The 23,390-nt window shown below is 70.1% G+C and carries 18 protein-coding genes; 8 read left to right on the plus strand and 10 right to left on the minus strand.

Going from position 1 to position 23,390, the window contains the following annotated elements:
- Positions 1–6 precede the first annotated feature (6 nt).
- From OG730_RS21350 to OG730_RS21370, 5 genes are all read left to right on the plus strand, one after another.
- The gene (locus tag OG730_RS21350; protein ID WP_327305747.1) at positions 7–516 is read left to right on the plus strand and encodes a Jag family protein; all 510 of its coding nucleotides are present in this window, start codon (positions 7–9) and stop codon (positions 514–516) included.
- 174 nt (positions 517–690) lie between these two features.
- Positions 691–1,401, plus strand: coding sequence for a 16S rRNA (guanine(527)-N(7))-methyltransferase RsmG (gene rsmG, locus OG730_RS21355; protein WP_327309352.1), 711 nt, complete (start codon positions 691–693; stop codon positions 1,399–1,401).
- A 265-nt stretch (positions 1,402–1,666) separates the two neighbouring features.
- Complete coding sequence (locus OG730_RS21360; RefSeq protein ID WP_327305748.1) at positions 1,667–2,758, plus strand: ParA family protein; 1,092 nt, start codon at positions 1,667–1,669, stop codon at positions 2,756–2,758.
- The gene (locus OG730_RS21365) at positions 2,755–3,849 is read left to right on the plus strand and encodes a ParB/RepB/Spo0J family partition protein (RefSeq protein ID WP_327305749.1); all 1,095 of its coding nucleotides are present in this window, start codon (positions 2,755–2,757) and stop codon (positions 3,847–3,849) included. Before OG730_RS21360 ends, OG730_RS21365 begins: the two co-directional genes overlap by 4 nt.
- Before the next feature lie 100 nt (positions 3,850–3,949).
- Positions 3,950–4,567 carry a GNAT family N-acetyltransferase gene (locus OG730_RS21370; protein WP_327305750.1) on the plus strand — a complete coding sequence of 206 codons (618 nt, stop codon included), beginning with the start codon at positions 3,950–3,952 and terminating at the stop codon, positions 4,565–4,567.
- Positions 4,568–4,681: 114 nt separating this feature from the next.
- Here OG730_RS21370 and trxA read toward each other — a convergent pair whose 3' ends face one another.
- From trxA to OG730_RS21405, 7 genes are all read right to left on the minus strand, one after another.
- Complete coding sequence (gene trxA / locus OG730_RS21375) at positions 4,682–5,020, minus strand: thioredoxin (protein WP_327305751.1); 339 nt, start codon at positions 5,018–5,020, stop codon at positions 4,682–4,684.
- Between the two features lie 53 nt (positions 5,021–5,073).
- The gene (trxB, locus tag OG730_RS21380; RefSeq protein ID WP_327305752.1) at positions 5,074–6,033 is read right to left on the minus strand and encodes a thioredoxin-disulfide reductase; all 960 of its coding nucleotides are present in this window, start codon (positions 6,031–6,033) and stop codon (positions 5,074–5,076) included.
- Between the two features lie 125 nt (positions 6,034–6,158).
- A complete protein-coding gene (locus OG730_RS21385) occupies positions 6,159–7,121 on the minus strand; it encodes an anti-sigma factor family protein (protein ID WP_327305753.1) in 963 nt (320 codons plus the stop codon).
- Complete coding sequence (sigM, locus tag OG730_RS21390; RefSeq protein ID WP_327305754.1) at positions 7,118–7,819, minus strand: RNA polymerase sigma factor SigM; 702 nt, start codon at positions 7,817–7,819, stop codon at positions 7,118–7,120. Before sigM ends, OG730_RS21385 begins: the two co-directional genes overlap by 4 nt.
- 25 nt (positions 7,820–7,844) lie before the next feature.
- On the minus strand, positions 7,845–9,566 hold the full coding sequence (locus tag OG730_RS21395; protein ID WP_327305755.1) for a protein kinase family protein: 1,722 nt from the start codon (positions 9,564–9,566) through the stop codon (positions 7,845–7,847).
- Positions 9,567–9,683: 117 nt separating this feature from the next.
- A complete protein-coding gene (gene murJ / locus OG730_RS21400; protein ID WP_327305756.1) occupies positions 9,684–11,861 on the minus strand; it encodes a murein biosynthesis integral membrane protein MurJ in 2,178 nt (725 codons plus the stop codon).
- A gap of 46 nt (positions 11,862–11,907) precedes the next feature.
- Positions 11,908–14,175 (minus strand): DUF6049 family protein, encoded by a 2,268-nt coding sequence (locus OG730_RS21405; RefSeq protein WP_327305757.1) that lies wholly within the window; start codon positions 14,173–14,175, stop codon positions 11,908–11,910.
- A gap of 187 nt (positions 14,176–14,362) precedes the next feature.
- Between OG730_RS21405 and OG730_RS21410 the strand changes: the two genes are divergently transcribed.
- Complete coding sequence (locus OG730_RS21410) at positions 14,363–15,829, plus strand: CCA tRNA nucleotidyltransferase (RefSeq protein ID WP_327305758.1); 1,467 nt, start codon at positions 14,363–14,365, stop codon at positions 15,827–15,829.
- Between the two features lie 61 nt (positions 15,830–15,890).
- On the opposite strand, the gene OG730_RS21415 is transcribed toward OG730_RS21410, so the two are convergent.
- The 3 genes from OG730_RS21415 to OG730_RS21425 all read right to left on the minus strand — a co-directional run bounded on the left by OG730_RS21415 (position 15,891) and on the right by OG730_RS21425 (position 19,010).
- Entirely contained in the window at positions 15,891–17,171 is a 1,281-nt protein-coding gene (locus tag OG730_RS21415; RefSeq protein ID WP_327305759.1) for an MFS transporter, read from the minus strand.
- 104 nt (positions 17,172–17,275) lie between these two features.
- Positions 17,276–18,358, minus strand: coding sequence for an inositol-3-phosphate synthase (locus OG730_RS21420; protein WP_250738618.1), 1,083 nt, complete (start codon positions 18,356–18,358; stop codon positions 17,276–17,278).
- 49 nt (positions 18,359–18,407) lie between these two features.
- On the minus strand, positions 18,408–19,010 hold the full coding sequence (locus tag OG730_RS21425; protein WP_250738617.1) for a PadR family transcriptional regulator: 603 nt from the start codon (positions 19,008–19,010) through the stop codon (positions 18,408–18,410).
- A gap of 274 nt (positions 19,011–19,284) precedes the next feature.
- Here OG730_RS21425 and OG730_RS21430 point away from each other — a divergent pair, with 274 nt between their 5' ends.
- Positions 19,285–21,825, plus strand: coding sequence for a transglycosylase domain-containing protein (locus tag OG730_RS21430; RefSeq protein ID WP_327305760.1), 2,541 nt, complete (start codon positions 19,285–19,287; stop codon positions 21,823–21,825).
- Positions 21,826–21,929: 104 nt separating this feature from the next.
- Positions 21,930–23,390, plus strand: coding sequence for a glycosyltransferase family 87 protein (locus tag OG730_RS21435; protein WP_327305761.1), 1,461 nt, complete (start codon positions 21,930–21,932; stop codon positions 23,388–23,390).

Here is a 23,390-nt window from a genome sequence, read left to right on the forward strand (position 1 = left end):
CCTCCCGTGACGGAAGGCACCACCACCGCCGCCGCTGAGAGTGGCGACACCCTGACCCGCCTCGAGCAGGAGGGTGAGATCGCGGCCGACTACCTTGAGGGTCTGCTGGACATCGCCGACCTGGACGGCGACATCGACATGGACGTCGAGGCGGACCGCGCCTCGGTCTCCATCGTCAGCGAGTCCGCGCGCGACCTGCAGAAGCTCGTCGGCCGCGATGGCGAGGTGCTGGAGGCTCTGCAGGAGCTGACCCGCCTCGCCGTGCACCGCGAGACCGGGGACCGCAGCCGGCTGATGCTGGACATCGGCGGCTTCCGGGCGAAGAAGCGCGAGGAGCTGACGGCGCTCGGCGCCAAGGCCGCGGAGGACGTGAAGACGTCCGGCGAGCCCCTGAAGCTGGAGCCGATGACCCCCTTCGAGCGGAAGGTCGTCCACGACGCCGTGGCCGCGGCCGGTCTGCGGAGCGAGTCCGAGGGCGAGGAGCCGCAGCGCTTCGTCGTCGTGCTTCCGGCCTGATCGGAAGCCTGAGTGTCCGGCCCCGTCTGTCTCGCAGGCGGGGCCGATCTTTGTCAGCCTGGCAGTGCCGGCTGACGGCAGCGACGGCAGCGACGGCAGCGACGTCGTCCGGTATTCACAACCATGCGGTACGGAAGGACGGTCCCCGTGACGGAGGCAGCTGAGCTTCCCCCGATGCCCGAAGAAGCGCCCCCGGCACCTGAAGAGGCGCGTGCGGTGTTCGGTGAGCATTTCCCGGAAGCTGTGCGGTACGCGGAGCTGCTGGCGGACGCGGGTGTCAAGCGGGGCCTGATCGGGCCGCGCGAGGTGCCGCGGCTCTGGGAGAGGCACCTGCTGAACTGCGCCGTGCTCTCGGAGGTGGTGCCCGAGGGCGTGACCGTGTGCGACGTGGGCTCGGGCGCCGGCCTTCCCGGTATTCCGCTGGCCCTGGTGCGCAGGGACCTGAAGATCACCCTGCTGGAGCCGCTGCTGCGCCGGACGAACTTCCTTCAGGAGGTCGTGGAGCTGCTGGGGCTCGACCACGTGACGGTGGTGCGCGGGCGGGCCGAGGAAGTCCTCGGCAAGCTCCCGCCGGTGCACGTGGTGACGGCGCGCGCGGTGGCCCCGCTGGACCGGCTCGCCGGCTGGGGCGTGCCCCTGCTGCGTCCGTACGGCGAGATGCTGGCGCTGAAGGGCGACACCGCCGATGAGGAGCTGGTGGCGGCGAAGGCCGCGCTGACCAAGCTCGGTGTGGTGAAGACCTCGGTGCTGCACGTCGGCGAGGGGGTCGTGGACCCGCTCTCCACCGTGGTGCGGGTCGAGGTCGGGGAAAGCCCCGGCGGGGTGCGGTTCGCGGCGAAGCGGGCCAAGGCCGCCCGTACCAGCCGTACGCGCCGGCGTCGCTGAGGCCCCTTCCGGGGAGCCCTCGCAGGCGTCGCACAGGGGTGTTGAGCCCTATAGGTATGGATTTCGGAGTGTCGTAGCGGCCGGATGACTCCGTCCGGGCATCGTGTTTCACGTGAAACGTCGCTCTCTGCTGCACGGAATCATCAGCCGCGGTCGTGCGGCCACGTCCCCCCGTCTCCTCAAGGGCGAAGGGGGGACGGAGTTGTCCACATCGGTGGATTCATCCACAGGAGTACGGGCCCCGCTGGTTCGCGACCCTGGTGACATGGCAGGCTCTGTTCATCGCGAGCCTGATGCCGAGGAGAGTGACACCGTGCGGTCAGACGCCAACCTTGCGGGGCCGATGGCCGATCCGGTCCCCGGTCCCCGCTCTGAATCCCCGGGCGACGATGTTTCACGTGAAACATCCGCCCCGCCCCTAGTGGACAACGAAGACACGCCCATCGGCCGGGCCGCCCAGATCGCGGTCGAGGCCTTGGGCCGTGCGGGTGAGGGCCTGCCCAGGCCCCCGAAGACCCGGATCATGGTGGTGGCCAACCAGAAGGGCGGCGTGGGCAAGACCACGTCGACCGTGAACCTGGCGGCCTCTCTGGCCTTGCACGGTGCTCGGGTCCTCGTGGTCGATCTCGACCCGCAGGGCAATGCCTCGACGGCGCTGGGCATCGACCACCACGCGGACGTGCCGTCCATCTATGACGTGCTGGTCGACAGCCGCCCGCTGATGGAGGTCGTCCAGCCGGTGGCGGACGTGGAGGGCCTCTTCTGCGCGCCGGCCACGATCGACCTGGCGGGTGCCGAGATCGAGCTGGTGTCCCTGGTCGCCCGGGAGAGCCGTCTCCAGCGGGCCATCCAGGCGTACGAGCAGCCGCTCGACTACATCCTGATCGACTGCCCGCCCTCGCTGGGCCTGCTGACCGTGAACGCCCTGGTCGCGGGCGCGGAAGTGCTGATCCCGATCCAGTGCGAGTACTACGCGCTGGAGGGGCTGGGTCAGCTGCTGCGCAACGTGGACCTGGTGCGGGCCCACCTGAACCCGACGCTGCACGTGTCCACGATCCTGCTGACGATGTACGACGGCAGGACCCGGCTGGCCTCGCAGGTGGCGGAGGAGGTGCGCACCCACTTCGGCAAGGAGGTGCTGCGCACGAGCATCCCGCGGTCGGTCCGCATCTCCGAGGCTCCGAGCTACGGGCAGACGGTGCTGACCTATGACCCGGGTTCCAGCGGTTCCCTCTCCTATCTGGAGGCGGCGCGGGAGATCGCGCTGCGCGGGGCCGGATTCCAGTACGACCCCCAGCACTCCCATCAGGGTGCGGGCATGAACAACACGCAGAGCATGGCGGAGGGGATCCAGTGAGTGAGCGACGTAGGGGTCTGGGGCGGGGGCTCGGCGCGCTGATTCCCGCGGCTCCCCAGGAGAAGGTGCCGCCGGTGATCGGTGCCGGGTCGACGTCTCCGTCGGCGGTGCCGGTGCTGCCCTCGGAGCGGGGCATCGCGGCGGCGAAGCTGGCTTCGCTGGCGCAGGCCGATGTTTCACGTGAAACATCGTCGGCGGCCGCGTTGGTGAGCGTGCCGGATCCGGTCGCCGCTCCGGAGGCCGGTGAGGTGGCGGGGGCCACGTTCGCGGAACTCCCGATGGACTCCATCACGCCGAACCCGCGGCAGCCGCGCGAGGTGTTCGACGAGGACGCGCTGGCCGAGCTGGTGACCTCCATTCAGGAGGTGGGTCTGCTCCAGCCGGTGGTGGTGCGCCAGTCCGGTCCCGGCCGCTATGAGCTGATCATGGGCGAGCGGCGCTGGCGGGCGTGCCGGGAGGCCGGCCTCGAGCGTATTCCGGCGATCATCCGGGCCACGGACGACGAGAAGCTGCTGCTGGACGCGCTCCTGGAGAACCTGCACCGGGCGCAGCTGAACCCCTTGGAGGAGGCGGCCGCGTACGACCAGCTGCTCCAGGACTTCAACTGCACGCACGACCAGCTGGCGGACCGGATCGGGCGGTCCCGCCCGCAGGTCTCGAACACGCTGCGGTTGCTGAAGCTCTCCCCGCCCGTGCAGCGGCGGGTGGCGGCGGGCGTGCTGTCGGCGGGGCACGCGCGGGCCCTGCTGTCGGTGGACAACTCCGAGGAACAGGACCGCCTGGCCCACCGGATCGTGGCCGAGGGGCTGTCGGTGCGTGCGGTCGAGGAGATCGTGGCGCTGATGGGTTCGGAGTCGCCGAGTGCGGTGAAGCCGAAGGGTCCGCGAGCGGGTGCCCGGGTCGCGCCCGCGCTCAACGAGCTGGCGACGCGGTTGTCGGACCGGTTCGAGACGCGGGTGAAGGTGGATCTGGGCCAGAAGAAGGGCAAGATCACCGTCGAGTTCGCGTCGATGGAGGACCTGGAGCGGATTCTGGGGACCCTGGCGCCGGGCGAGGGCCGGGTGCTGGACCAGGGCGTCGCCGGGGAGTGACCCACGTCTGGGGGCGGGTCGTGCCGGTGTGAGCCGGTGCGGCCCGCCCCTTTGCCTTGTCGCGGTTTCGGGTGATTCGAGCTGTGGATACGATGCGGTCATGGGTCGTCGGCTGGTACCGCTCACGCTGGACAACCTTCAAGACCTGCCCCGGCGTTGCCGGTCCTGTGTCTTCTGGGAGCTGGACCCCGTCAGCGGCGAGGCCGCTGTGAAGGCGGGGAACCCTGCCGAGGAGAAGGAGGCGTGGATCTCCGCCGTCCTCCTGGAGTGGGGCTCGTGCGGCCGGGTGGTCTACGTGGACGAGGTCCCCGTGGGGTTCGTCCTGTACGCGCCGCCGGCGTATGTGCCGCGTGCGACAGCCTTCCCGACCAGTCCGGTGTCCCCGGACGCCGTCCAGCTCATCACCTCGTGGATCATGCCGGGGTATCAGGGCCAGGGGCTGGGGCGGGTGATGGTCCAGACGGTGGCCAAGGACCTGTTGCGCAGGGGGTTCCGGGCGATCGAGGCGTTCGGCGACGCCCGGTGGGAGGGCCCGGCCTGTCTGCTGCCCGCGGACCACCTGCTGGCCGTGGGCTTCAAGACGGTACGCCCGCATCCGACGCGTCCCCGGCTGCGTCTGGAGCTGCGGTCCACGCTGTCGTGGAAGGAAGACGTGGAACTGGCCCTGGACCGGCTGCTGGGCGCGGCCCGCAAGGAACCGGCACTGCGTCCGCTGTAGGACGAGGGCGAGGACGGGTGCGGCCCGGTACCGGGCGGGCATGCGAACGGGGCCGCTCCCGGCAGGGGGCGGCCCCGTGTCACGCGATCGCGTCCGGTCTCGGACGCGGGTGCGTCAGGCCTTGGCGGTGACGAAGCCGTCGAGGTCGCGCAGGATGGCGGCCTTCGGCTTGGCGCCGACGATGGTCTTGACGACCTCGCCGCCCTGGTAGACGTTCAGGGTCGGGATGGACATGACGCCGTACTTGGCCGCCGTCTCCGGGTTCTCGTCGATGTTCAGCTTGACGATCTCGATCTCGTCGCCGTACTCGGCGGCGATGGCCTCGAGGGACGGAGCGATCTGGCGGCACGGACCGCACCAGGCGGCCCAGAAGTCCACCAGGACGGGCTTGTCGCTCTTGAGGACGTCGTCATCGAAGCTTGCGTCGGTGACGGTCTTGAGGGTGCCGGCCACAGCGGCCTCCTTCTTTTCCTGCGGGGAGTGGGGTGTGGTGCTGCTTGAGGGTGTCAGACCGCTGCGTGCGCCTTCTCGGCGTCCGCGAGGGCGGCGAGGAAGCGCTCGGCGTCGAGGGCCGCGGAGCAACCCGTGCCCGCGGCGGTGATGGCCTGACGGTAGGTGTGGTCGACCACGTCGCCCGCGCCGAACACACCGGGGAGGCTGGTGCGGGTGGAGGGGGCGTCGACCGTGAGGTAGCCCTCCGCGTCGAGGTCGAGCTGGTCCTTGAACAGCTCGGTGCGCGGGTCGTGGCCGACGGCGATGAAGAGGCCGGTCACGGGCAGCGCGGAGGTCTCACCGGTCTTGGTGTTGCGCAAGGTGAGACCGGTGAGCTTCTGCTCGCCGTGGATCTCCGCGACCTCGCTGTCCCAGGCGAACGAGATCTTCGGGTCGGCGAAGGCGCGGTCCTGCATGGCCTTGGAGGCGCGCAGGGAGTCGCGGCGGTGGACGATGGTGACGGACTTGGCGAACCGGGAGAGGAAAGTGGCTTCCTCGATCGCGGTGTCACCGCCGCCGATCACGGCGATGTCGTGGTCCTTGAAGAAGAATCCGTCGCAGGTCGCGCACCAGGAGACGCCGCGTCCGGAGAGGGCGTCCTCGTTGGGCAGGCCGAGCTTGCGGTGCTGGGAACCGGTGGTCACGATCACGGCCTTGGCGCGGTGCACGGTGCCGGCGGTGTCGGTGACGGTCTTGATCTCGCCGGTGAGGTCCACGGACACGACGTCGTCCGGAATCAGCTCGGCGCCGAAACGCTCGGCCTGCGCGCGCATGTTGTCCATGAGGTCCGGACCCATGATGCCGTCCTGGAAACCGGGGAAGTTCTCGACCTCGGTGGTGTTCATCAGTGCGCCACCAGCGGTGACGGCGCCTTCGAAGACCAGGGGCTTGAGCGAAGCGCGTGCGGTGTACAGGGCGGCCGTGTAACCGGCCGGCCCGGAGCCGATGATGATCACGTTTCGTACGTCGCTCACGGGTTGATTCCTCGTCTCTGCGGACTGCCTGCTGCCTACCGGGGGGCCGGTGTGGACTCTCACCCCACCCAACGGATCCTACGGCGCCCGCATTCCCGAGTTGTCCCCCCGGCCTTCCGGGTCTGTCAGCTCCTGGGATAGGTGCTGGTGAGCAGGGGCTTCCCGGGAGCGGCCGAGGGATCGGTGACGCAGGCGGAGCCGATGAGATAGGCGTCCACGGAGGAGGGGTCCCCGGGGTGGGGCAGGACGAGGAGGAAGACGTCCTTGCCCTCGTAGGTGCCGGACTCGAAGCCCAGCGGGGTCTCGGTGCGGCCGGTGGCCTGCTCGACGCAGGCGGGTGCCCTGGGCGCCCTGCCGTCGGCCGGGGCGGGGCTGGGTTCGGAAGGAGGGCTGTTCTCCACTCCGAAGGTGTTGTTCCGCTCCCCCGTCGTCTTGTCCCCCTTGTCTCCCCGGGCGCCGGAGGCGAGGAGCTCGCGCACCGTGCCGGGAAGCCCCTGGGCCGTGTACTCGGGCGAGCCGGACCCGGACTGGGTGCTGGAGGCGTCGCTCCGTACGGACAGGTCGTGTGCGGAACGGTCGCCGGACATCAGGCCGAACACCATGACGCCGGCGGCGCACGCCGCGAGCAGCCCGCCCGCGAGGGCGATCCGGCGGCGTGCGCGACGGCGTCCGGGGCCGGTTGGGCCGGTCGGGTGACCGGAGGGGCGCGGGGCTCCGCTCCGATCGACCGGGGCGGGGGCGGTTTCACGTGAAACATCGGGACCGGGTTCCCCGTCGGCGGCCCGGGCGGGGCTGACGGGCCCGGACTCCCCGCGCGGGGTGGTGGCGTCGAGGAGTGCCTCGGCGGCGAGGGCCGCGTCGATCCGGCCGGCGACGTCGGCGGGCATCCGGGCGGGGCCGGGCAGGGTGCCCAGCAGGGCCCGGATCTCCTCCAGGGAGGCGCGGACGTCCGCGCACAGGGGGCAGCCGCCGAGATGGCTGCGGACCTCCATGGTGCGGGACGGGGAGAGGAGGCCTTCCGCCAGCTCGGAGATCTCCGAGACGTCGGGGTGCCCGATCGTGCCGGTCGCGCCGGTTGTGGGGGTCACGCTCGTCCACCTCCGCCCTTCACTGCGTTGGGATCCGGGGCCGGATCCCCGCGGTCTGCCGCCGGTGGGACGGTTGTCCCCGGTGTCCGGTTCCTTCCCCGCTCGGGATCGGTGTTATCCCCGGTATGTGCGCGCAGATGAGTGAGGAGCGGGACGAGTTTCGCCCGGCCGCGGGCGCAGCGGCTCTTCACGGTGCCGACGGGGACGTCGAGGAGGGCGGCGGCCTCGGCGACGGGGTAGCCCTGCATGTCGACGAGGACCAGGGCGGCCCGCTGATCGGCCGGGAGGGTGCCCAGGGCGGCCAGGAGCTGCCGGTGGAGGTCCTGGCGCTCCGCGGGCGCCTCGGCGGACTCGTGGGGCTCCAGAAGGCGCTCCAGGCGGTCCGTGTCGTCGAGGGGGGAGGTCCTCCGGGAGGCGGCCTTGCGGGCCCTGTCCAGGCAGGCGTTCACGGTGATGCGGTGCAGCCAGGTCGTGACGGCGGATTCGCCGCGGAAGGTGTGGGCGGCCCGGTAGGCGGAGACGAGGGCGTCCTGCACGGCGTCGGCGGCTTCCTCCCGGTCGCCGAGGGTGCGCAGGGCCACGGCCCACAGCCGGTCGCGGTGCCTGCGTACGAGCTCACCGAAGGCGTCCGGGTCTCCGGCGGCGTGCAGCGACAGGAGTTCCTGGTCGCTGCGGCCCCCGGGTGTGGCTTCGTCCAATGCCGGCCCCCTCCCCTGCTGTCCGTCAGCCCGCGAACTTCACGTCCGTGATGGCCTGCTTGTACCCGGCTCCGGTGTAGGTGTCGGAGGGTGCCCAGGGCATCGCGGTGATCCAGAGCAGGACGTACCGGGTCTTGACCGGCTTGTCCGCGGTCAGGCTGAAGCTGCTGTTCGAGGTCGTGGCCGTGGCGATCTTCGGCATGCCGGAGATCTTGCCCGACGGGTCCAGGGAATCGACCGCGTAGAGCGTGGTGGTGGTGTGGTTGCCCGCGAACCGGAGCGCTATCGAGGCGCTGCTGACCTCGTGTTCGGCGCCGAGGTCGTAGACGATGCCGACGCCGCCCTTGTAGTCCGTGATGTCGGGGCCGTCGACGTAGTACTTGGTCCGCCAGTAGGTGGAGGAGTCCCCGTCGAAGGTGTTCTTGGCGCCTCCGGGGTCCTGGTCCTTGCCGTCCGGGGAGTACTCGCGGGCCCGGGAGATGGCGAGGGGACCGGGTGCCACCTTCTCCGGGGTGTCGTCGGCCTTCTCGTGCGTGGTCTGACTGCCGCTGGTGCTGCCCTGGTTGTTCCGGTTGAGCAGCGTGTCGGCGAGCTGCCAGCTGCCCAGTCCGAGGGCGGCGATCAGCAGGGCCGCGACGCCCCACTTGAGGACGCGGCCGGTCCGGCTCTGCAGGGGCGGCGGCGGGGGCACGACGGTGACCTGCGTGGTGGGCCTGCCGGGGCCCTGGGGCCTGCCGTAGCTGCCCTGCTGGTAGGTGGTGTGCTGGTACTCCGGAGGCGCGGTGAAGGTGGGCTCCGGCGGCCTGATGCGGGGCATCGCGGCCACGGCCTTGGACAGTTCCTCCGGGGTGGTGCAGGCGGGTTCCTGACGCGAGGCGGTGGCCCCGTCGTTGGCGAGGGCGCGCATGGCCAGCTCGCCCAGACCCCGGTGCACGCCCGCGCGGACCTGGTCGGGGGCGATCAGGCCGACGCCCTTGGGCAGGCCGGTGAGGCCGTAGGCGTCGCTCTCGTACGGCCAGCGCTGGGTCAGCGAGGCGTACAGCAGGGCGCCGATGGCCTCGGTGTCCGCGCGCTGCGGGGTCTCGCTGGTGATGCCGCGCAGGGCGGCGTTCACGGCGAGACCGCGGATGCGGTACTGGCCGGTGGAGGTGCGCAGTATCGCGCTGGGGGTCAGGCGCAGGTGCGCGAGGCCCTCGCGGTGTGCGGCGGCCATGGCCTGGGAGACCTGGCTGACGAGCTGGTAGGCCTCGTGCGGCTCCATGGGGCCCGCGGCGAGGATCGCGGTGAGTTCCGTGGCGTCGGGGAGCCACTCGTGGACGACGTAGACGAGGTCGTTCTCCTCCACGGCGTCGAGGACTTGGACGAACCGGGGGTCGCCGAGCAGGGCCGAGGAGCGGGCGGCGGCCAGGACGGCGCGGGCCCGTGCGTGGTCGGCGGGCAGCAGGTGGACCCCTACGGCCCGGCGCAGCTTCTCGTCCATCGCGCGCCAGCTGCTGAATCCGTCCAGACGGGTGACGCACTCCTCGAGCCGGTAGCGTCTGGCCAGTTTGTGGCCGCTGTGCAGCTCGGGCGCGGCAGCGGGTGCCGCGTTCCTGCGATCGCCGTCCTTCTCGGGCATGGTTCCGTCCGCGGCTCGTCCGTTCTGGGTGTCCACCCCGTCGGCCGTGGCCTGGGCCGTCTCCGCGGCCAGCGGCTCGTCGCCACTGTTGTCGGCCACGTCGACGGCAGCCGTGCTACGTTCCGCCACCGTCGTCCCCGCCTCCCCATCCGTTGCGCGCTGTCGGCCAGTCTGCGAAGCCATGCCAATTGTGCCCACAGTCCACCGATCTGCACGACACGCCAGAGGGGAGGAAGGTTGTACGCATCAGCGTCCCAGGCGTCCGCGGACCATCCCGACCATGGCGTTGAGCTCTTCGATCCGCATCCGCTTGGCGGCGACGAGGAACACCGCCGCCAGGGCGATGCCGCCGGCCACCAGGGCGGTGAGGGAGCCGAGGGCTCCGCTGCCGATGAAGTGCAGGACGGCGAAGGCGACGGCGCCGGCCACCGCGGCGGCGGGGACGCAGGCGCCGATGAGCCGGGTGTAGGTGCGCGCCACGTGCGCCCCGTCGAGGTCCCCGCCGAGGCGGGTGCGCAGGCGGCGCCAGGCGACACCGACGCCCACGGCGTAGCCGAGGCCGTAGGCGGCGGCCATGCCGACGACGGCCCAGCGTGCGGGGAGCACGAAGAAGGCCACGGCGGACATGCCCGCGTTGACCGCGGCCACGATGACCGTGTTGTAGAAGGGCGTCCGGGTGTCCTCGTAGGCGTAGAAGCCGCGCAGGACCACGTACTGGACGGAGTAGGGGATCAGTCCGAGGCCGAAGGCCATCAGGATGAAACCGATGTTCTGGGCGCTCTCCGAACCTGAACCGGCGTACAGCAGACCGGCCATGGGGACGCCCAGGGCCAGGAACGCGAAGGCGCAGGGCACGATCGCGACGGCCGAGGTGCGCAGCCCGTAGGAGATGTCGTCACGGACGGCGGCGGCGTCGCCGTCGTGGGCGGAGCGGGAGATGCGCGGCAGGACGGCGGTCATGACGGAGACGGTGATGATGGCCTGCGGCATCTGCCAGAGCAGCAGGGCGTAGTTGTAGCCGGTGATGCCGGTACCGCCGTGGCCCTGCTTGTCGGCCACCTCGCCCGCCCAGGTGGCGAGCTGGGTGACGACGATGAGGCCGAGCTGGTTGGCGAGGACGAAGAAGAACGTCCACTTGGCCAGACCGGCGGCCTTGCCGAGGCCGTGGCCCTTCCAGTCGAACCGCAGGCGCGGCCTGAAGCCGGCGTCCCGCAGGTAGGGAAGCATCGCCAGGGACTGGACGACCAGTCCGAGCAGAGTGCCCAGGCCCAGCAGCCGCACGCCGTCGGGGGTGATGCCGGCCTCGGTGACGCCCGTGGTGGTGAAGCCGCCGAAAGCCCAGATGAAGGCGCCGAAGGTGGCGATGACGACGATGTTGTTGAGGACCGGGGTCCACATCATCGCGCCGAACCGGCCGCGGGCGTTGAGGATCTGACCGAGGACCACGTGCACGCCCATGAAGAACATGGTGGGCAGGCAGTAGTGGGCGAAGGCGACGGCGACGTCCAGCCGGGCCGGGTCGTCGGCGATCTTCTGCGACATCATGCCGATGAACAGCGGTGCCGCGAGTACGCACACCACGGTGACGGCGCCCAGCAGGACCATGACGAGGGTCAGCAGGCGGTTGGCGTAGGCCTCTCCCCCGTCCTCGTCGTTCTTCATCGCCCGCACCAGCTGCGGGATGAAGACGGCGTTGAGGGCGCCGCCGCCGACCAGGACGTAGATCATCGTCGGCAGGGTGTTGGCGACCTGGTAGCTGTCGTTGAGGGTGGCGACGCCGATGGCCCCGGCGATCACCAGGGTCCGCATGAAGCCGGTGATGCGGGAGACGATGGTGCCGGCGGCCATCAGGGCGCTGGACTTGAGCAGGCTGGAGGCGCGTCCGGCGGGCTTGCTCGGTGCCGGGGCGGCCACCGGGGCGTCCTCCGCGGGGGTGCGCGGCGCCGCGTCCTGGTCCCGGTACAGGTGGGCGAAGGCGTCGGGGCGGGGGTCCTGGTCGGCGGCCTTGGTCACGAGGGAGTCCACGCCGACGAACTGCGTGGTCGTCGCGTGGTCGCCGTAGGGCAGGTGCCGGGACGGGCCGTCCGGCTCGGGCGGCGGAGTCTGGGCCCATACCCGGGGGTCCGGGGCGTACGAGGGGGCCGCCGGGGCCGCGTAGAGCGGACCGGGCTCCTGGAAGGTGCCGGGCGGTGGCGGCGGGTGCGAGGCCCGGTCGTACAGGACCTCCGCCACGGGGTCCTGGGCGGAGAGGTCCTGCGCCCGGTACGGGTCGTAGGCGTAGGCGTCCTGGACATAAGGGTCGTGGTCCGGCGCTTGCGCGGGCGCGGGAACCTGTCCCGGCACCTGGGCGCCGGGGGCAGTGCCCTGGGAGGGCGCGGGCCCGCCAGTGCCCTGCGCACGGTCACCTTCGTACGGCGCGTTCATCGAAACCCCACCTCATCGTCCCCAGGCCGACCGGCCACGGCGTCGCTCAACGGTCCACTGTCTCACCCGTGCCGGACGGGTCCGCGCTTTGCGGTCCGGTGTCCGGGGACTCGTCACTCTGCTGCGTGCTCTCCTCCGCGGCGGCGCGTGCCGCGACACGCTTGCGACTGGCGTACATCTTGATGCCGGCCAGCACGAGGAGGAGGACACCGCCAGCGATGACGAGCATGACGGTCGGGGTCACCTCGGTGGCTTCGACGGTGAACTTGCGGGCCTTGCCGTAGGGCACGCCGTCGGTGGTGAAGAGCTGGGCCGTCACCTCGACCGGGCCGCTCGCGGTGGCGTTGGCGGGGAACTTCACGGTCTGGCTGTGCCCGCCCTGGATCGCGACTTCCTGCTGGGCCTCACCGCTGTCGCCGAACATCAGCCGGGTCGGGTTGGCGGACCGCAGCCGCAGGACCAGGTTGTGGGTGTCCTGGACGAGGCTGTTCTGGACCGTGACCGGGATGGTCGCGCTGTGTCCGGAGAGCGTCGCGTCGGACTTGGGGATGATCTTGACCTTCTCGGTGAGCCGGATCAGGTACTCCTGCACCTGGTCCCGGTACTCGCGCGCCGCGTCGGGGCGGCCGCGCCACGAGGAGGACATCTCCCGGTTGGTGGTGTTGCCGAAGGGGATCTCGACGCGGTCGGGCGCCGTCAGGATCACCTTGAAGTGGTCCAGGGTGGTCTCGGTGGTGCGGATCTTCTCGAAGGCGGAGACCGGCAGTTCCTGCTTGCTCAGCGCTTCGGGGTACTGGCCGGCTCCGGGCACCTGGGTGGCGGCACGGGGGTCGGGAGTCGCGGCGGCGGCCGCCTCCAGGTCCACGGCCTGGCTCCAGCGGCCCGACTGCAGACCCCGGATGGCGGCGGCCATCGTCTGCGCCTGGCTGGCGCTGGGCATGCGCTGCGGGGCGACGACGAAGCTGCGCTGGCTGTCGGCCTCCTGCAGGTTCAGGGCGAGGGACTGGGCGAGGAACTGCTGCACCGCGGCGGTGGAGTTCCCGGCGCGGAGCATGTCGCCCTGGAAGGCGGTGGACAGGTCGGCGTCGGCGACGACGGCCGTGGTGCCCGCGCCGATGGGCCGTGCGGCCGACGGGGTGTAGCCCAGGGAACCGGTCTCCTGGAGGCTGTCGCTGCGGGTGAGGACGTTGTGGGCGCCGGCCGACGTCGCGACGTTCACGATCGACGGGTCGATCGCCCCGTCGACGGGCCAGGAGAAGTCGGTGGTCGCGGGGACGTGCAGGACCGTCTCGACGGCGTCCTTCGCCTTGTCGGTGGCGGGCCGCAGCTGTCCCAGGGTGCCGGAGACGTCCTTGCCGCGGTGGGCGAGCGAGGCGATGTCCGGGTCCGCGAAGGGCAGTGCCACGACCTTCTTGCCCTGGACGGCGCTTTCCAGGGCGCTCAGCCACTGCTCGGCGATGGCCTTGTTCTTGCCCTGGACGGTCCGGCCGTCGGGGGTGCGGACCCGGTAGCCCTTGGTCATGGCGTCGACGGTGTAGAGCAGGTCCGGGTCGATCACCCAGGTGATCGGAAGGTCCTTGCCGAGAGCGACCATCTGCTCCAGGCGGCCGCCGGGCCTCAGCTCGTCGGCGAGGCCGTCGTCGAGGAAGACGGGGGTCTGCAGCTCGTCCGAGCCGGTCTCCGAGGTCAGGTGAGTGGTGGAGATCAACGGCCAGACGTACGCGAGCTGGGAACGCTTGGCGGCGGCCTCCGGCTGCCAGGGCAGGAAGGTCCGCTTGATGCCGAGGACCTGCTCGTACTGGCGGCTCTCGGTCTCCCCGGACAAGGAGACGCCGAGCTGGTAGACGCCGTCCTCGTCCAGGTCCAGCTTGTTCACCGGCACCTTGAGGGTGAAGGGCTGGCTGACCTTGGAGGGCAGCGAATCGATCTTCACGGCGAATTCGGCGCCGACCTCCGCCGGGTCGGCGCCGGCCCGGAACGCGCCGCGTTCCGCGGCCTCGTCGATGGAGCTGCGGTCCCCCAGGGCCGGCCCGACCCGCAGACCCACGTGCGCGTCGGTGATCTTCTCGGAGCCGTTGTTGACCACGGTGCCCGTGATGGTGAGGGTGTCGCCCTTGACCGGGGCGGTGGGAGCCAGGCCGTCGAGCTGGATGTCGACGGCGGCTGCCGCCGTGTCGGTGGCCTGCGCTTCGGGAGCGTGCGAGTAGACCAGGCCGGCGAGTACCGGCGTCCCGGCGAGCAGGACGACCGCGCGCCGCAGCCAGCGTCGCCGGGCAGGAGCGGGCGCCCCCTGGATGTCTGCCGCCTCGGCCAACGCGCTCGCCCGTCCCTCGGAGTGTCAGTGGTCGTCGTTTGTGCGTCCACGCATGGTAACGAGGCCCGCTGTGCGCGAGTGCCGCGCCTTGCTCCACATGATCGGGTCCGCCCCGGAGCGGCCGTGGGCCGGGGTGGCCGCAAAACACGGGCGCTCATGGCGGGCCGGGCACGTACCCTTTTCTGTTGTGCCGAACGCCAACGAAGACAACCCCAGTGTCCTGAATCACGGGCAGGCCCGCGCAGTGAGCGAACTGCTGCGGATCGCCCCTGTCGCCGACGAGCTCGGCCGCCGTTTCCAGGAGGCGGGTTTCCGTCTCGCCCTGGTCGGCGGGTCCGTCCGCGACGCGCTGCTCGGGCGCCTCGGCAACGACCTCGACTTCACCACCGACGCCCGCCCCGAGGACGTCCTCAAGATCGTCAGGCCGTGGGCCGACTCGGTCTGGGACGTCGGCATCGCCTTCGGCACGGTCGGTGCGCAGAAGGAGGCCCGCGTCGGAGACGCTGATAAGAGCTTCCAGATCGAGGTGACCACCTACCGCTCGGAGTCCTACGACCGGACCTCGCGCAAGCCCGAGGTCTCCTACGGCGACTCCATCGAGGAAGACCTCGTCCGCCGCGACTTCACGGTGAACGCGATGGCCGTCGCGCTTCCCGAGAAGGAGTTCATCGACCCGCACGGCGGTCTGGAAGACCTCCGGGCGGGGGTGCTGCGTACTCCTGGCACCGCCGAGGACTCCTTTTCCGACGACCCGCTGCGGATGCTGCGGGCGGCGCGGTTCGCCGCCCAGCTCGACTTCGAGGTCGCCCCGGACGTGGTGACGGCGATGACGGAGATGTCCGGCCGCATCGAGATCGTCTCGGCCGAGCGGATCCAGGGCGAGCTGAACAAGCTCCTGCTGTCCGCGCACCCGCGCAAGGGCCTGGGCCTGCTCGTGGACACGGGACTGGCCGAGCACGTGCTGCCGGAGCTTCCGGCGCTGCGCCTGGAGAGCGATGAACACCACCGGCACAAGGACGTCTACGACCACTCGCTGATCGTGCTGGAGCAGGCGATCGCGCTGGAGGAGGACGGCCCGGACCTGGTCCTGCGGCTCGCGGCCCTGCTGCACGACATCGGCAAGCCCCGGACCCGAAAGTTCGAGAGCGACGGACGGGTCTCCTTCCACCACCACGAGATGGTGGGCGCGAAGATGACCAAGAAGCGCATGACCGCGCTCAAGTACTCGAACGACATGGTCAAGGACGTGGCCCGGCTGGTGGAGCTGCACCTGCGCTTCCATGGCTACGGGGACGGGGAGTGGACCGACTCGGCCGTGCGGCGCTACGTCCGCGACGCCGGTCCGCTGCTGGACCGTCTGCACAAGCTGACGCGTTCCGACTGCACCACGCGCAACAAGCGCAAGGCGAACGCGCTCTCCCGCACCTACGACGGGCTGGAGGAGCGCATCGCCCAGCTGCAGGAGAGGGAGGAGCTGGACGCGATCCGGCCCGACCTCGACGGCAACGAGATCATGCGGGTCCTCGACGTGGGACCTGGACCGGTGATCGGCAAGGCATACGCGTTCCTGCTGGAGCTGCGGCTGGAGAACGGTCCCATGGAGCACGACGCGGCGGTCGCCGCGCTCAAGGAGTGGTGGGCCGCACAGGCCTGAGGGGCTCCGCGCCGCGATGTTTCACGTGAAACATCGCGGCGCGGAGCCGGTCGTACCGCGATCAGGGCGATGTTTCACGTGAAACATCGCCCTGCCTCATGAGGAGTGCCGCGGTCGCGGCGTAGAGCATCGCCACCCCGAGGATCAGGGGGACGGAGTGCCCGTCGAGGGGGAGCACGAGAGCGGCCACCCCGGCGGCGCCGACGAAGGCGGCGTTGAAGAGCACGTCGTAGACCGAGAAGACGCGGCCGCGGAAGGCGTCGTCCACCTGGGACTGCACGATGGTGTCGGTGGAGATCTTGGCCCCCTGGGTGGCCAGGCCCAGCACGAAGGCTGCTGCCAGCATCGGTCCGGGCGCGAAGAACAGGCCGAGCGCCGGCACCAGCACCGCGGCGCCCGCGGCGCACAGGGTGATGGCGCCGAGGGAGCCCAGCCGGCCCACCAGCCAGGGAGTGACGACGGCGGCCGCGAAGAATCCGGCGCCGGAAACTCCGACCGTGATGCCCAGCAGCGCCAGCCCGTCGGCCTCGGTGTCCGACCAGGCGTAGCGGCAGAGCATGAGCAGCGTGACGAACAGGGCCCCGTAGCAGAACCGCATGACGGTCATGGCGGTGAGCGCCCGGGCCGCCTCGCGCCGGGAGGCCAGGTGCCGCAGTCCCTCGATCAGGCCCCGTACGGTGAGGGCGATCCCCTGCCGGACCGTCGGGTTGATCCGGCCGGGAGGATGGTCGGGCCCGAGCAGGTCCAGGGCGAGGCGCAGGGAGGCCAGGGCCGCACAGAGGTAAAGGCCGGCTCCGAGGAGCACGACCAGGGCGTCGGACTCGTCGGCCAGGATCCGGACGAGGAAGGCCAGGCCCCCGCCGGCGACGGCGGCGAGCGTTCCCGCGGTGGGTGACAGGGCGTTCGCGGTGACCAGCTGGTCGGGTGCGACGACCCGCGGCAGGGAAGCGGCCAGCCCGGCCAGGACGAAGCGGTTGACCGCGGTCACGGACAGGGCCGAGGCGTAGAAGAGCCAGTCGGGGACGTGCGCGACGATCAGCATGCCGGTGATGCAGGCGAGGAAGGCGCGCAGCAGGTTGCCGTAGAGGAAGACCTGGCGGCGGCGCCAGCGGTCCAGCAGGACTCCGGCGAAGGGGCCGATCACCGAATAGGGCAGCAGGAGGACCGCCATGGCCGAGGCGATGGCCGCGGGTGAGGCCTGCTTCTCCGGGGAGAAGACGACGTAGGCGGCCAGCGCGACCTGGTAGACGCCGTCGGCGGCCTGGGACAGCAGCCGTACGGCGAGCAGGTTGCGGAAGTCCCGCAGACGCAGGAGTACGCGCAGATCACGTACGACAGCCATGAGGGAAAGGGTCACATACGCGGAGGGTCCCCGGGCATATTGCCCGGGGACCCTCCGCGGAAGAACTGCCGAAGTCCAGGTGTCCTCGCGGACGCCGGGTTCGACTAGCGCTCGACCTCGCCCTTGATGAACTTCTCGACGTTCGCGTAGGCCTCGTCGTCGAAGTACTGCACCGGCGGGGACTTCATGAAGTAGCTCGAAGCCGACAGGATCGGGCCACCGATGCCGCGGTCCTTGGCGATCTTCGCGGCGCGCAGGGCGTCGATGATGACACCGGCGGAGTTCGGGGAGTCCCACACCTCGAGCTTGTACTCGAGGTTCAGCGGGACGTCGCCGAAGGCGCGGCCTTCGAGGCGGACGTAGGCCCACTTGCGGTCGTCGAGCCACGCCACGTAGTCCGAGGGACCGATGTGGACGTTCTTCTCGCCGAGCTCGCGGTCGGGGATCTGCGAGGTGACGGCCTGAGTCTTGGAGATCTTCTTCGACTCGAGGCGGTCGCGCTCCAGCATGTTCTTGAAGTCCATGTTGCCGCCGACGTTGAGCTGCATGGTGCGCTCAAGACGGACACCGCGGTCTTCGAACAGCTTCGCCATCACGCGGTGCGTGATGGTGGCGCCGACCTGCGACTTGATGTCGTCGCCGACGATCGGGACACCGGCCTCGGTGAACTTGTCCGCCCACTCCTTGGTGCCGGCGATGAAGACCGGGAGGGCGTTGACGAACGCGACCTTGGCGTCGATGGCGCACTGGGCGTAGAACTTCGCCGCAGCCTCGGAACCCACCGGCAGGTAGCAGATCAGGACGTCGACCTGGCGGTCCAGAAGGGTCTGGACGATGTCGACCGGGGTCTCGGCCGACTCCTCGATGGTCTCGCGGTAGTACTTGCCGAGACCGTCCAGGGTGTGGCCGCGCTGAACGGTCACGCCCGCACTCGGGACGTCGCAGATCTTGATGGTGTTGTTCTCGCTGGCGCCGATGGCGTCCGAAAGGTCGAGGCCGACCTTCTTCGCGTCGACGTCGAACGCGGCGACGAACTCGATGTCGCTGACGTGGTAGTCGCCGAACTGGACGTGCATCAGACCGGGGACCTTGGCCGCCGGGTCGGCGTCCTTGTAGTACTCGACGCCCTGCACCAGCGAGGCGGCGCAGTTGCCTACGCCGACGATGGCTACGCGAACCGAACCCATTCCGGTTGCTCCCTGTTTGTTCTCGGAGGAGGCCTGCGAGATGCAGACCTCACTTTGCAGTTTCGTCGGACGGACCGGGTCGTCTCTGATCCCGTCCCGCCCGCTCACTCTCAATGAGCTCGTTCAGCCAGCGCACTTCGCGCTCCACGGATTCCATGCCGTGGCGTTGCAGCTCGAGCGTGTAGTCGTCGAGCCGCTCGCGTGTGCGAGCCAGCGAGGCGCTCATCTTCTCCAGGCGCTCCTCAAGGCGGCTGCGACGGCCTTCCAGCACCCGCATGCGTACGTCTCGTTCGGTCTGACCGAAAAAGGCGAAGCGGGCGGCGAAGGACTCGTCCTCCCAGGCATCGGGGCCCGTGTGGGAGAGGAGCTCCTCGAAGTGCTCCTTACCTGCGGCCGTCAACCGGTAGACGATCTTGGCGCGGCGCCCTGCGAGTGAAGCGGCGAGAGCGTCCTCCGGGGCATTGCCCGGCTCTTCGATCAACCAGCCGTTGGTGACGAGCGTCTTGAGGCAGGGGTAGAGCGTCCCGTAGCTGAACGCTCTGAACACCCCCAGCGAGGTGTTGAGCCGCTTGCGCAGCTCGTAACCGTGCATGGGGGATTCGCGAAGCAGGCCGAGAACAGCGAACTCAAGAATGCCTGAGCGCCTGCTCATCAGCTTGCCCTTCCCCTGCCTCGGAGTCTTTATGTCGAGCTGATGTATCGACTCGATACATCCAGACGATAGAACGGGTAGCCCTCAGCTACAAGTGGTGACACGGTGACCGGCGTCACATCGTCGATTTGGGTGAGGCAAGTTGCCTGATTTGGGGTGAACTTCGGCACTGATTCGCTTTTGCGCGTGCGTAGTCTGTGCGCCATGACACCGGGGGGACCGGAACTCACCTGCCGCTTCCAGGCCACTCGCCTGCCCGAGGAGTAGTCGTTCGATGAGCGAGCACCGCCGCAAACCGCAACAGCCCCAGAGCGGTGGCCGCGCCGCCGCCCGTAGGGCTGCCCAGCAGCGCCCGTCCAGGGGCGCCGGGCGCGACGTCCCCACCGCGTCACCCAGCGGGTCGTACGGGCAGCAGCCGGGCCACGGCAGCCGGGCGGACGCCCGGAGGGCCGCCGGCCGCGCCCCGGCGGGACGGGGCCGTGGCGCCGCGGGCGCCGGCCGCCCCAAGCGGTTCATCAACTACCCGCGGGGCGAGAAGACCGGCTGGCAGCGCTTCGTCCCCTCCTGGAAGCTCGTCTGCGGCAGCATCCTGGGCTTCTTCGCGATGATCACGGCAGGCGCCGGCATCGGCATCGCCATGGTGAACACGCCCGACGTGAACAAGACGGCCAAGGCGCAGAACAACGTCTTCTACTGGGAAGACGGCACCCAGATGGTCGCGACCGGCGGCTCAGTCAACCGCCAGATCGTCCCCATCGACAAGATCCCCCGGTCCATGCAGAACGCCGTGATCGCGGCGGAGAACGAGTCCTTCGATTCGGACAAGGGCGTCGACCCGATGGGCATCGCCCGCGCCGTGTGGAACATGGCCAAGGGCGGCTCCACCCAGGGCGGCTCCACGATCACCCAGCAGTACGTGAAGAACCAGTACCTGGACGCGGACCAGACGCTCAAGCGCAAGGTCACCGAACTCTTCATCTCCATCAAGCTGGGTACCACCGAGGAGAAGAACGTGATCCTCGCCGGCTACCTGAACACCGCCTACTACGGCCGTGACGCCTACGGGATCCAGGCGGCCGCGCGCGCCTACTTCGGCAAGGACTGCAACGACCTCACGCCCTCCGAGAGCGCCTTCCTCGCGGCCGTGCTCAAGGGCCCGAACCTCTACAACCCCGACGGCGGCATCGGCTCCGCGGCCACGCCCGAACAGAACACCAAGCGGGCCCAGGACCGCTGGACCTGGGTCCTGAACCGCGAGGTCACGGTCGGGCGCATGCAGCAGGCCGAGCGGGACAAGTACAAGACCTTCCCCACCTTCGTCGAATCCGCCCAGGCCGCCGGCATGACCGGGCAGATCGGCTACCTGGTCGACACCGCCAACCTGTACCTGGCGAAGAAGGGCGTCAAGGCCGAGGACCTGGCCAAGGGCGGCTACCAGATCCACACCACCTTCAAGAAGAGCAAGGTGGATGCGCTGGTAAAGGCAGTCGAAAACACCCGCGACGGGCTGCTCGACGAGAAGAAGCGGCCCAAGACCGACACCTTCGTGCAGTTCGGCGCGGCCTCGGTGGACGTGAAGACCGGAGCCCTCGTCGCCCTGTACGGCGGTCCCGGCATCGACAAGAAGCACTTCAACAACAACGCCAACACCTCGGGCGTCCAGGTCGGCTCGACCTGGAAGCCGTTCGTGCTGGCGGCGGCCATGGAATACGGCACCCAGAACTCCAAGGGCCGGGGGATCTCGGCCGACAGCAAGTATCAGGCGAACGACCTCACGGTGATCAACAACCGTGCGGGCGAGCCGCTGCGCGACGGCTCCGGCAAGCCGTTCCGGCAGAAGAACGAGAGCCCGACCGCTTACGGCTACGTGACCCTGAACGAGGCGATGGAGAAGTCCATCAACGTCCCCTTCGCCCAGCTCGTCTTCGACGTCGGACACGACAAGGTGAGGGACGTCGCCGCGGCTGCCGGCATCCTGCCGGACTCCATGGACCCGAACCCCAACGCCTCCTTCGCCCTGGGCACCTCGACCCCCAGCGCCATCCGGATGGCCAACTCGTACGCCACCTTCGCCGCCTCCGGCGTTCACCACGAGCAGTACTCGGTGACCAGCGTCCAGAAGATGGGCAAGGACCTGCCGGACTTCGGTCCTCCCAAGGGCAAGCGGGCCATGGACGACTCGATCGCGGACAACATCACCAAGGTCCTGGAGAACGTCGTCGAGAACGGCACCGGTACGAAGGCCAAGAAGCTCGGCCGGCCGGCCGCGGGCAAGACCGGTACCACCGACAAGAACATGTCGGCCTGGTTCGTCGGCTACACCCCCGAGCTGTCCACCTCCGTGGCGCTGTTCCGCTCGGACCCGAGCGCGAAGAAGAAGGAACTGATCTCGATGGAGGGCGTGGCGGGCATTCCCTCCGTCCACGGTGGCGACATCCCGGCCGAGATCTGGACCAAGTACATGAAGGAGGCGCTGAACGGCGTCAAGGAGTCGAAGTTCCCGGAGCCCGAAGACCTCGGTGTCGTCGCGGACGCCTCCGGAGCCCCCTCGCCCACGCCGTCCCCCTCCCCGTCCCCCTCCCCTTCGCCGTCTCCGTCGAACTCGCCCTCCCCGAGCCCGTCCCCCAGCCCGAGCCCGTCGCGCGGCGGCAAGCCGACCTGCAAGCCGTGGGCCATCTGCGACCCGGACCCCAGCCCCAGCTCCTCCAAGTCCCCCTCGCCCTCACCCAGCAAGTCGAGCGGCGGAGGCCGGCCGGGCGGCGCGACGAACGGCGGCGGTGACGGCTTCCCGATAGGGGGCTCCACGGGCGGCTGACCGGCCGCCCCAGGACACGGCAGGAGAGGGCCGTCGCACCGAGTGCGGCGGCCCTCTCGCACGCTGTCCTGGGAGGGGGCGGCGCCGTACGGCAGGATGTGCGCATGACGAAGGTGCACGAGGACAGCCCCGTACTGCCCACCCAGCAGGACGAGGTGGCCGCCGCGGGGAGCGAGCTCATCGGCGGCCCGCTGGGCCGCTACGCCCGGCTGGGCGGCCATTGGCTGAACCCGGTACGGGTCGTGGTCCTCGTGACCCTGGGGATGTTCGCGCTCGGCATGGCGCAGAAGCTGCCCTGCTACAACTGGGCGTGGTTCCGCGGGGCCGGCTCCCAGTACACCCACGCCTGCTACTCGGACATCCCGCACCTCTTCGTCGTACGCGGCTTCGCCGACGGCCTCGCCCCGTACTTCGACCGGATCCCCGGCGACATGCCGTTCCTGGAGTACCCGGTGCTCACCGGGCTCTTCATGAAGGTCGCCTCGTGGATGACCCCCGGCAGCGGCTCCATGCAGCACCGCGAGCAGATGTACTGGATGGTCAACGCGGGCATGCTGATGGTCTGCGCCGCCGTGATCGCGGTGTGCGTGGCCCGCACCCACCGCCGCCGGCCGTGGGACGCGCTGCTCTTCGCCCTCGCGCCCGGTTTCGCGCTGACCGCGACCATCAACTGGGACCTGATGGCGATCGCGCTGACCGCCGCAGCGATGCTCATGTGGTCGCGGAGCCGGCCGCTGGCCTTCGGCGTGCTGCTCGGCCTGGCCACCGCCGCCAAGTTCTATCCCCTGCTGCTGCTCGGGGCCGTGTTCGTGCTCTGCTGGCGGGCCGGGAAGTGGCGTGCCTTCGGCGCGGCGGTCGGCGGCACCGTGGCCTCCTGGCTCGTGGTGAACCTGCCCGTCATGCTCTTCGCCTGGGAGGGCTGGCAGAAGTTCTACACCTTCAGCCAGGAGCGGCCGATCGACTTCGGATCCGTGTGGCTGCTGATCTCCCAGCGCTCCGGGAACCCGCTCGAAGACGCCAACACCTATGCGACGGGCCTGACGCTCCTGCTGGGCGCGGCCATCGGCCTGCTGGCGCTCACCGCGCCCCGCCGCCCCCGCTTCGCCCAGCTGGCCTTCCTGCTGGTGGCCGCCTTCATCCTGGTCAACAAGGTCTACTCGCCCCAGTACGTGCTGTGGCTCATCCCGCTCGCCGCGCTGGCCCGGCCGCGCTGGCGGGACATCCTGATCTGGCAGACCGGTGAGGTCATCTACTTCCTGGGCATCTGGTTCTACCTCGCCTACACGACCAGCGGCGACAAGCACCAGGGCCTGCCGCTGGAGGGATACCAGCTGTCGATCGCGGCCCACTTGCTGTGCACGCTCTACCTGTGCGCGGTGGTCGTACGCGACGTCCTCCTGCCCGATCGGGACGTGGTGCGGCGCGACGGCTCGGACGACCCCTCGGGGGGCGTCCTGGACGGCGCGGAGGACGTGTTCACGCTCTCGCAGACGGCGAAGGCGCCGCAGGACGCGGCGCCTTCGGAGGGTCAGCGGGTCGACTGGGGGGCACGCCCCGGGGAGTGA

Source organism: Streptomyces sp. NBC_01298, from assembly GCF_035978755.1.
In the GTDB taxonomy this organism is placed as follows: domain Bacteria; phylum Actinomycetota; class Actinomycetes; order Streptomycetales; family Streptomycetaceae; genus Streptomyces.

What these genes read in the sequence shown, in the direction of transcription:
- rsmG (WP_327309352.1), top strand. Translation starts at nt 691, where the DNA reads ATGCCCGAAGAAGCGCCCCCGGCACCTGAAGAGGCGCGTGCGGTGTTC.
- OG730_RS21360 (WP_327305748.1), top strand. Translation starts at nt 1,667, where the DNA reads ATGGCAGGCTCTGTTCATCGCGAGCCTGATGCCGAGGAGAGTGACACC.
- OG730_RS21370 (WP_327305750.1), top strand. Translation starts at nt 3,950, where the DNA reads ATGGGTCGTCGGCTGGTACCGCTCACGCTGGACAACCTTCAAGACCTG.
- murJ (WP_327305756.1), bottom strand. Translation starts at nt 11,861, where the DNA reads ATGAACGCGCCGTACGAAGGTGACCGTGCGCAGGGCACTGGCGGGCCC.
- OG730_RS21415 (WP_327305759.1), bottom strand. Translation starts at nt 17,171, where the DNA reads ATGGCTGTCGTACGTGATCTGCGCGTACTCCTGCGTCTGCGGGACTTC.
- OG730_RS21420 (WP_250738618.1), bottom strand. Translation starts at nt 18,358, where the DNA reads ATGGGTTCGGTTCGCGTAGCCATCGTCGGCGTAGGCAACTGCGCCGCC.
- OG730_RS21425 (WP_250738617.1), bottom strand. Translation starts at nt 19,010, where the DNA reads ATGAGCAGGCGCTCAGGCATTCTTGAGTTCGCTGTTCTCGGCCTGCTT.
- OG730_RS21430 (WP_327305760.1), top strand. Translation starts at nt 19,285, where the DNA reads ATGAGCGAGCACCGCCGCAAACCGCAACAGCCCCAGAGCGGTGGCCGC.
- OG730_RS21435 (WP_327305761.1), top strand. Translation starts at nt 21,930, where the DNA reads ATGACGAAGGTGCACGAGGACAGCCCCGTACTGCCCACCCAGCAGGAC.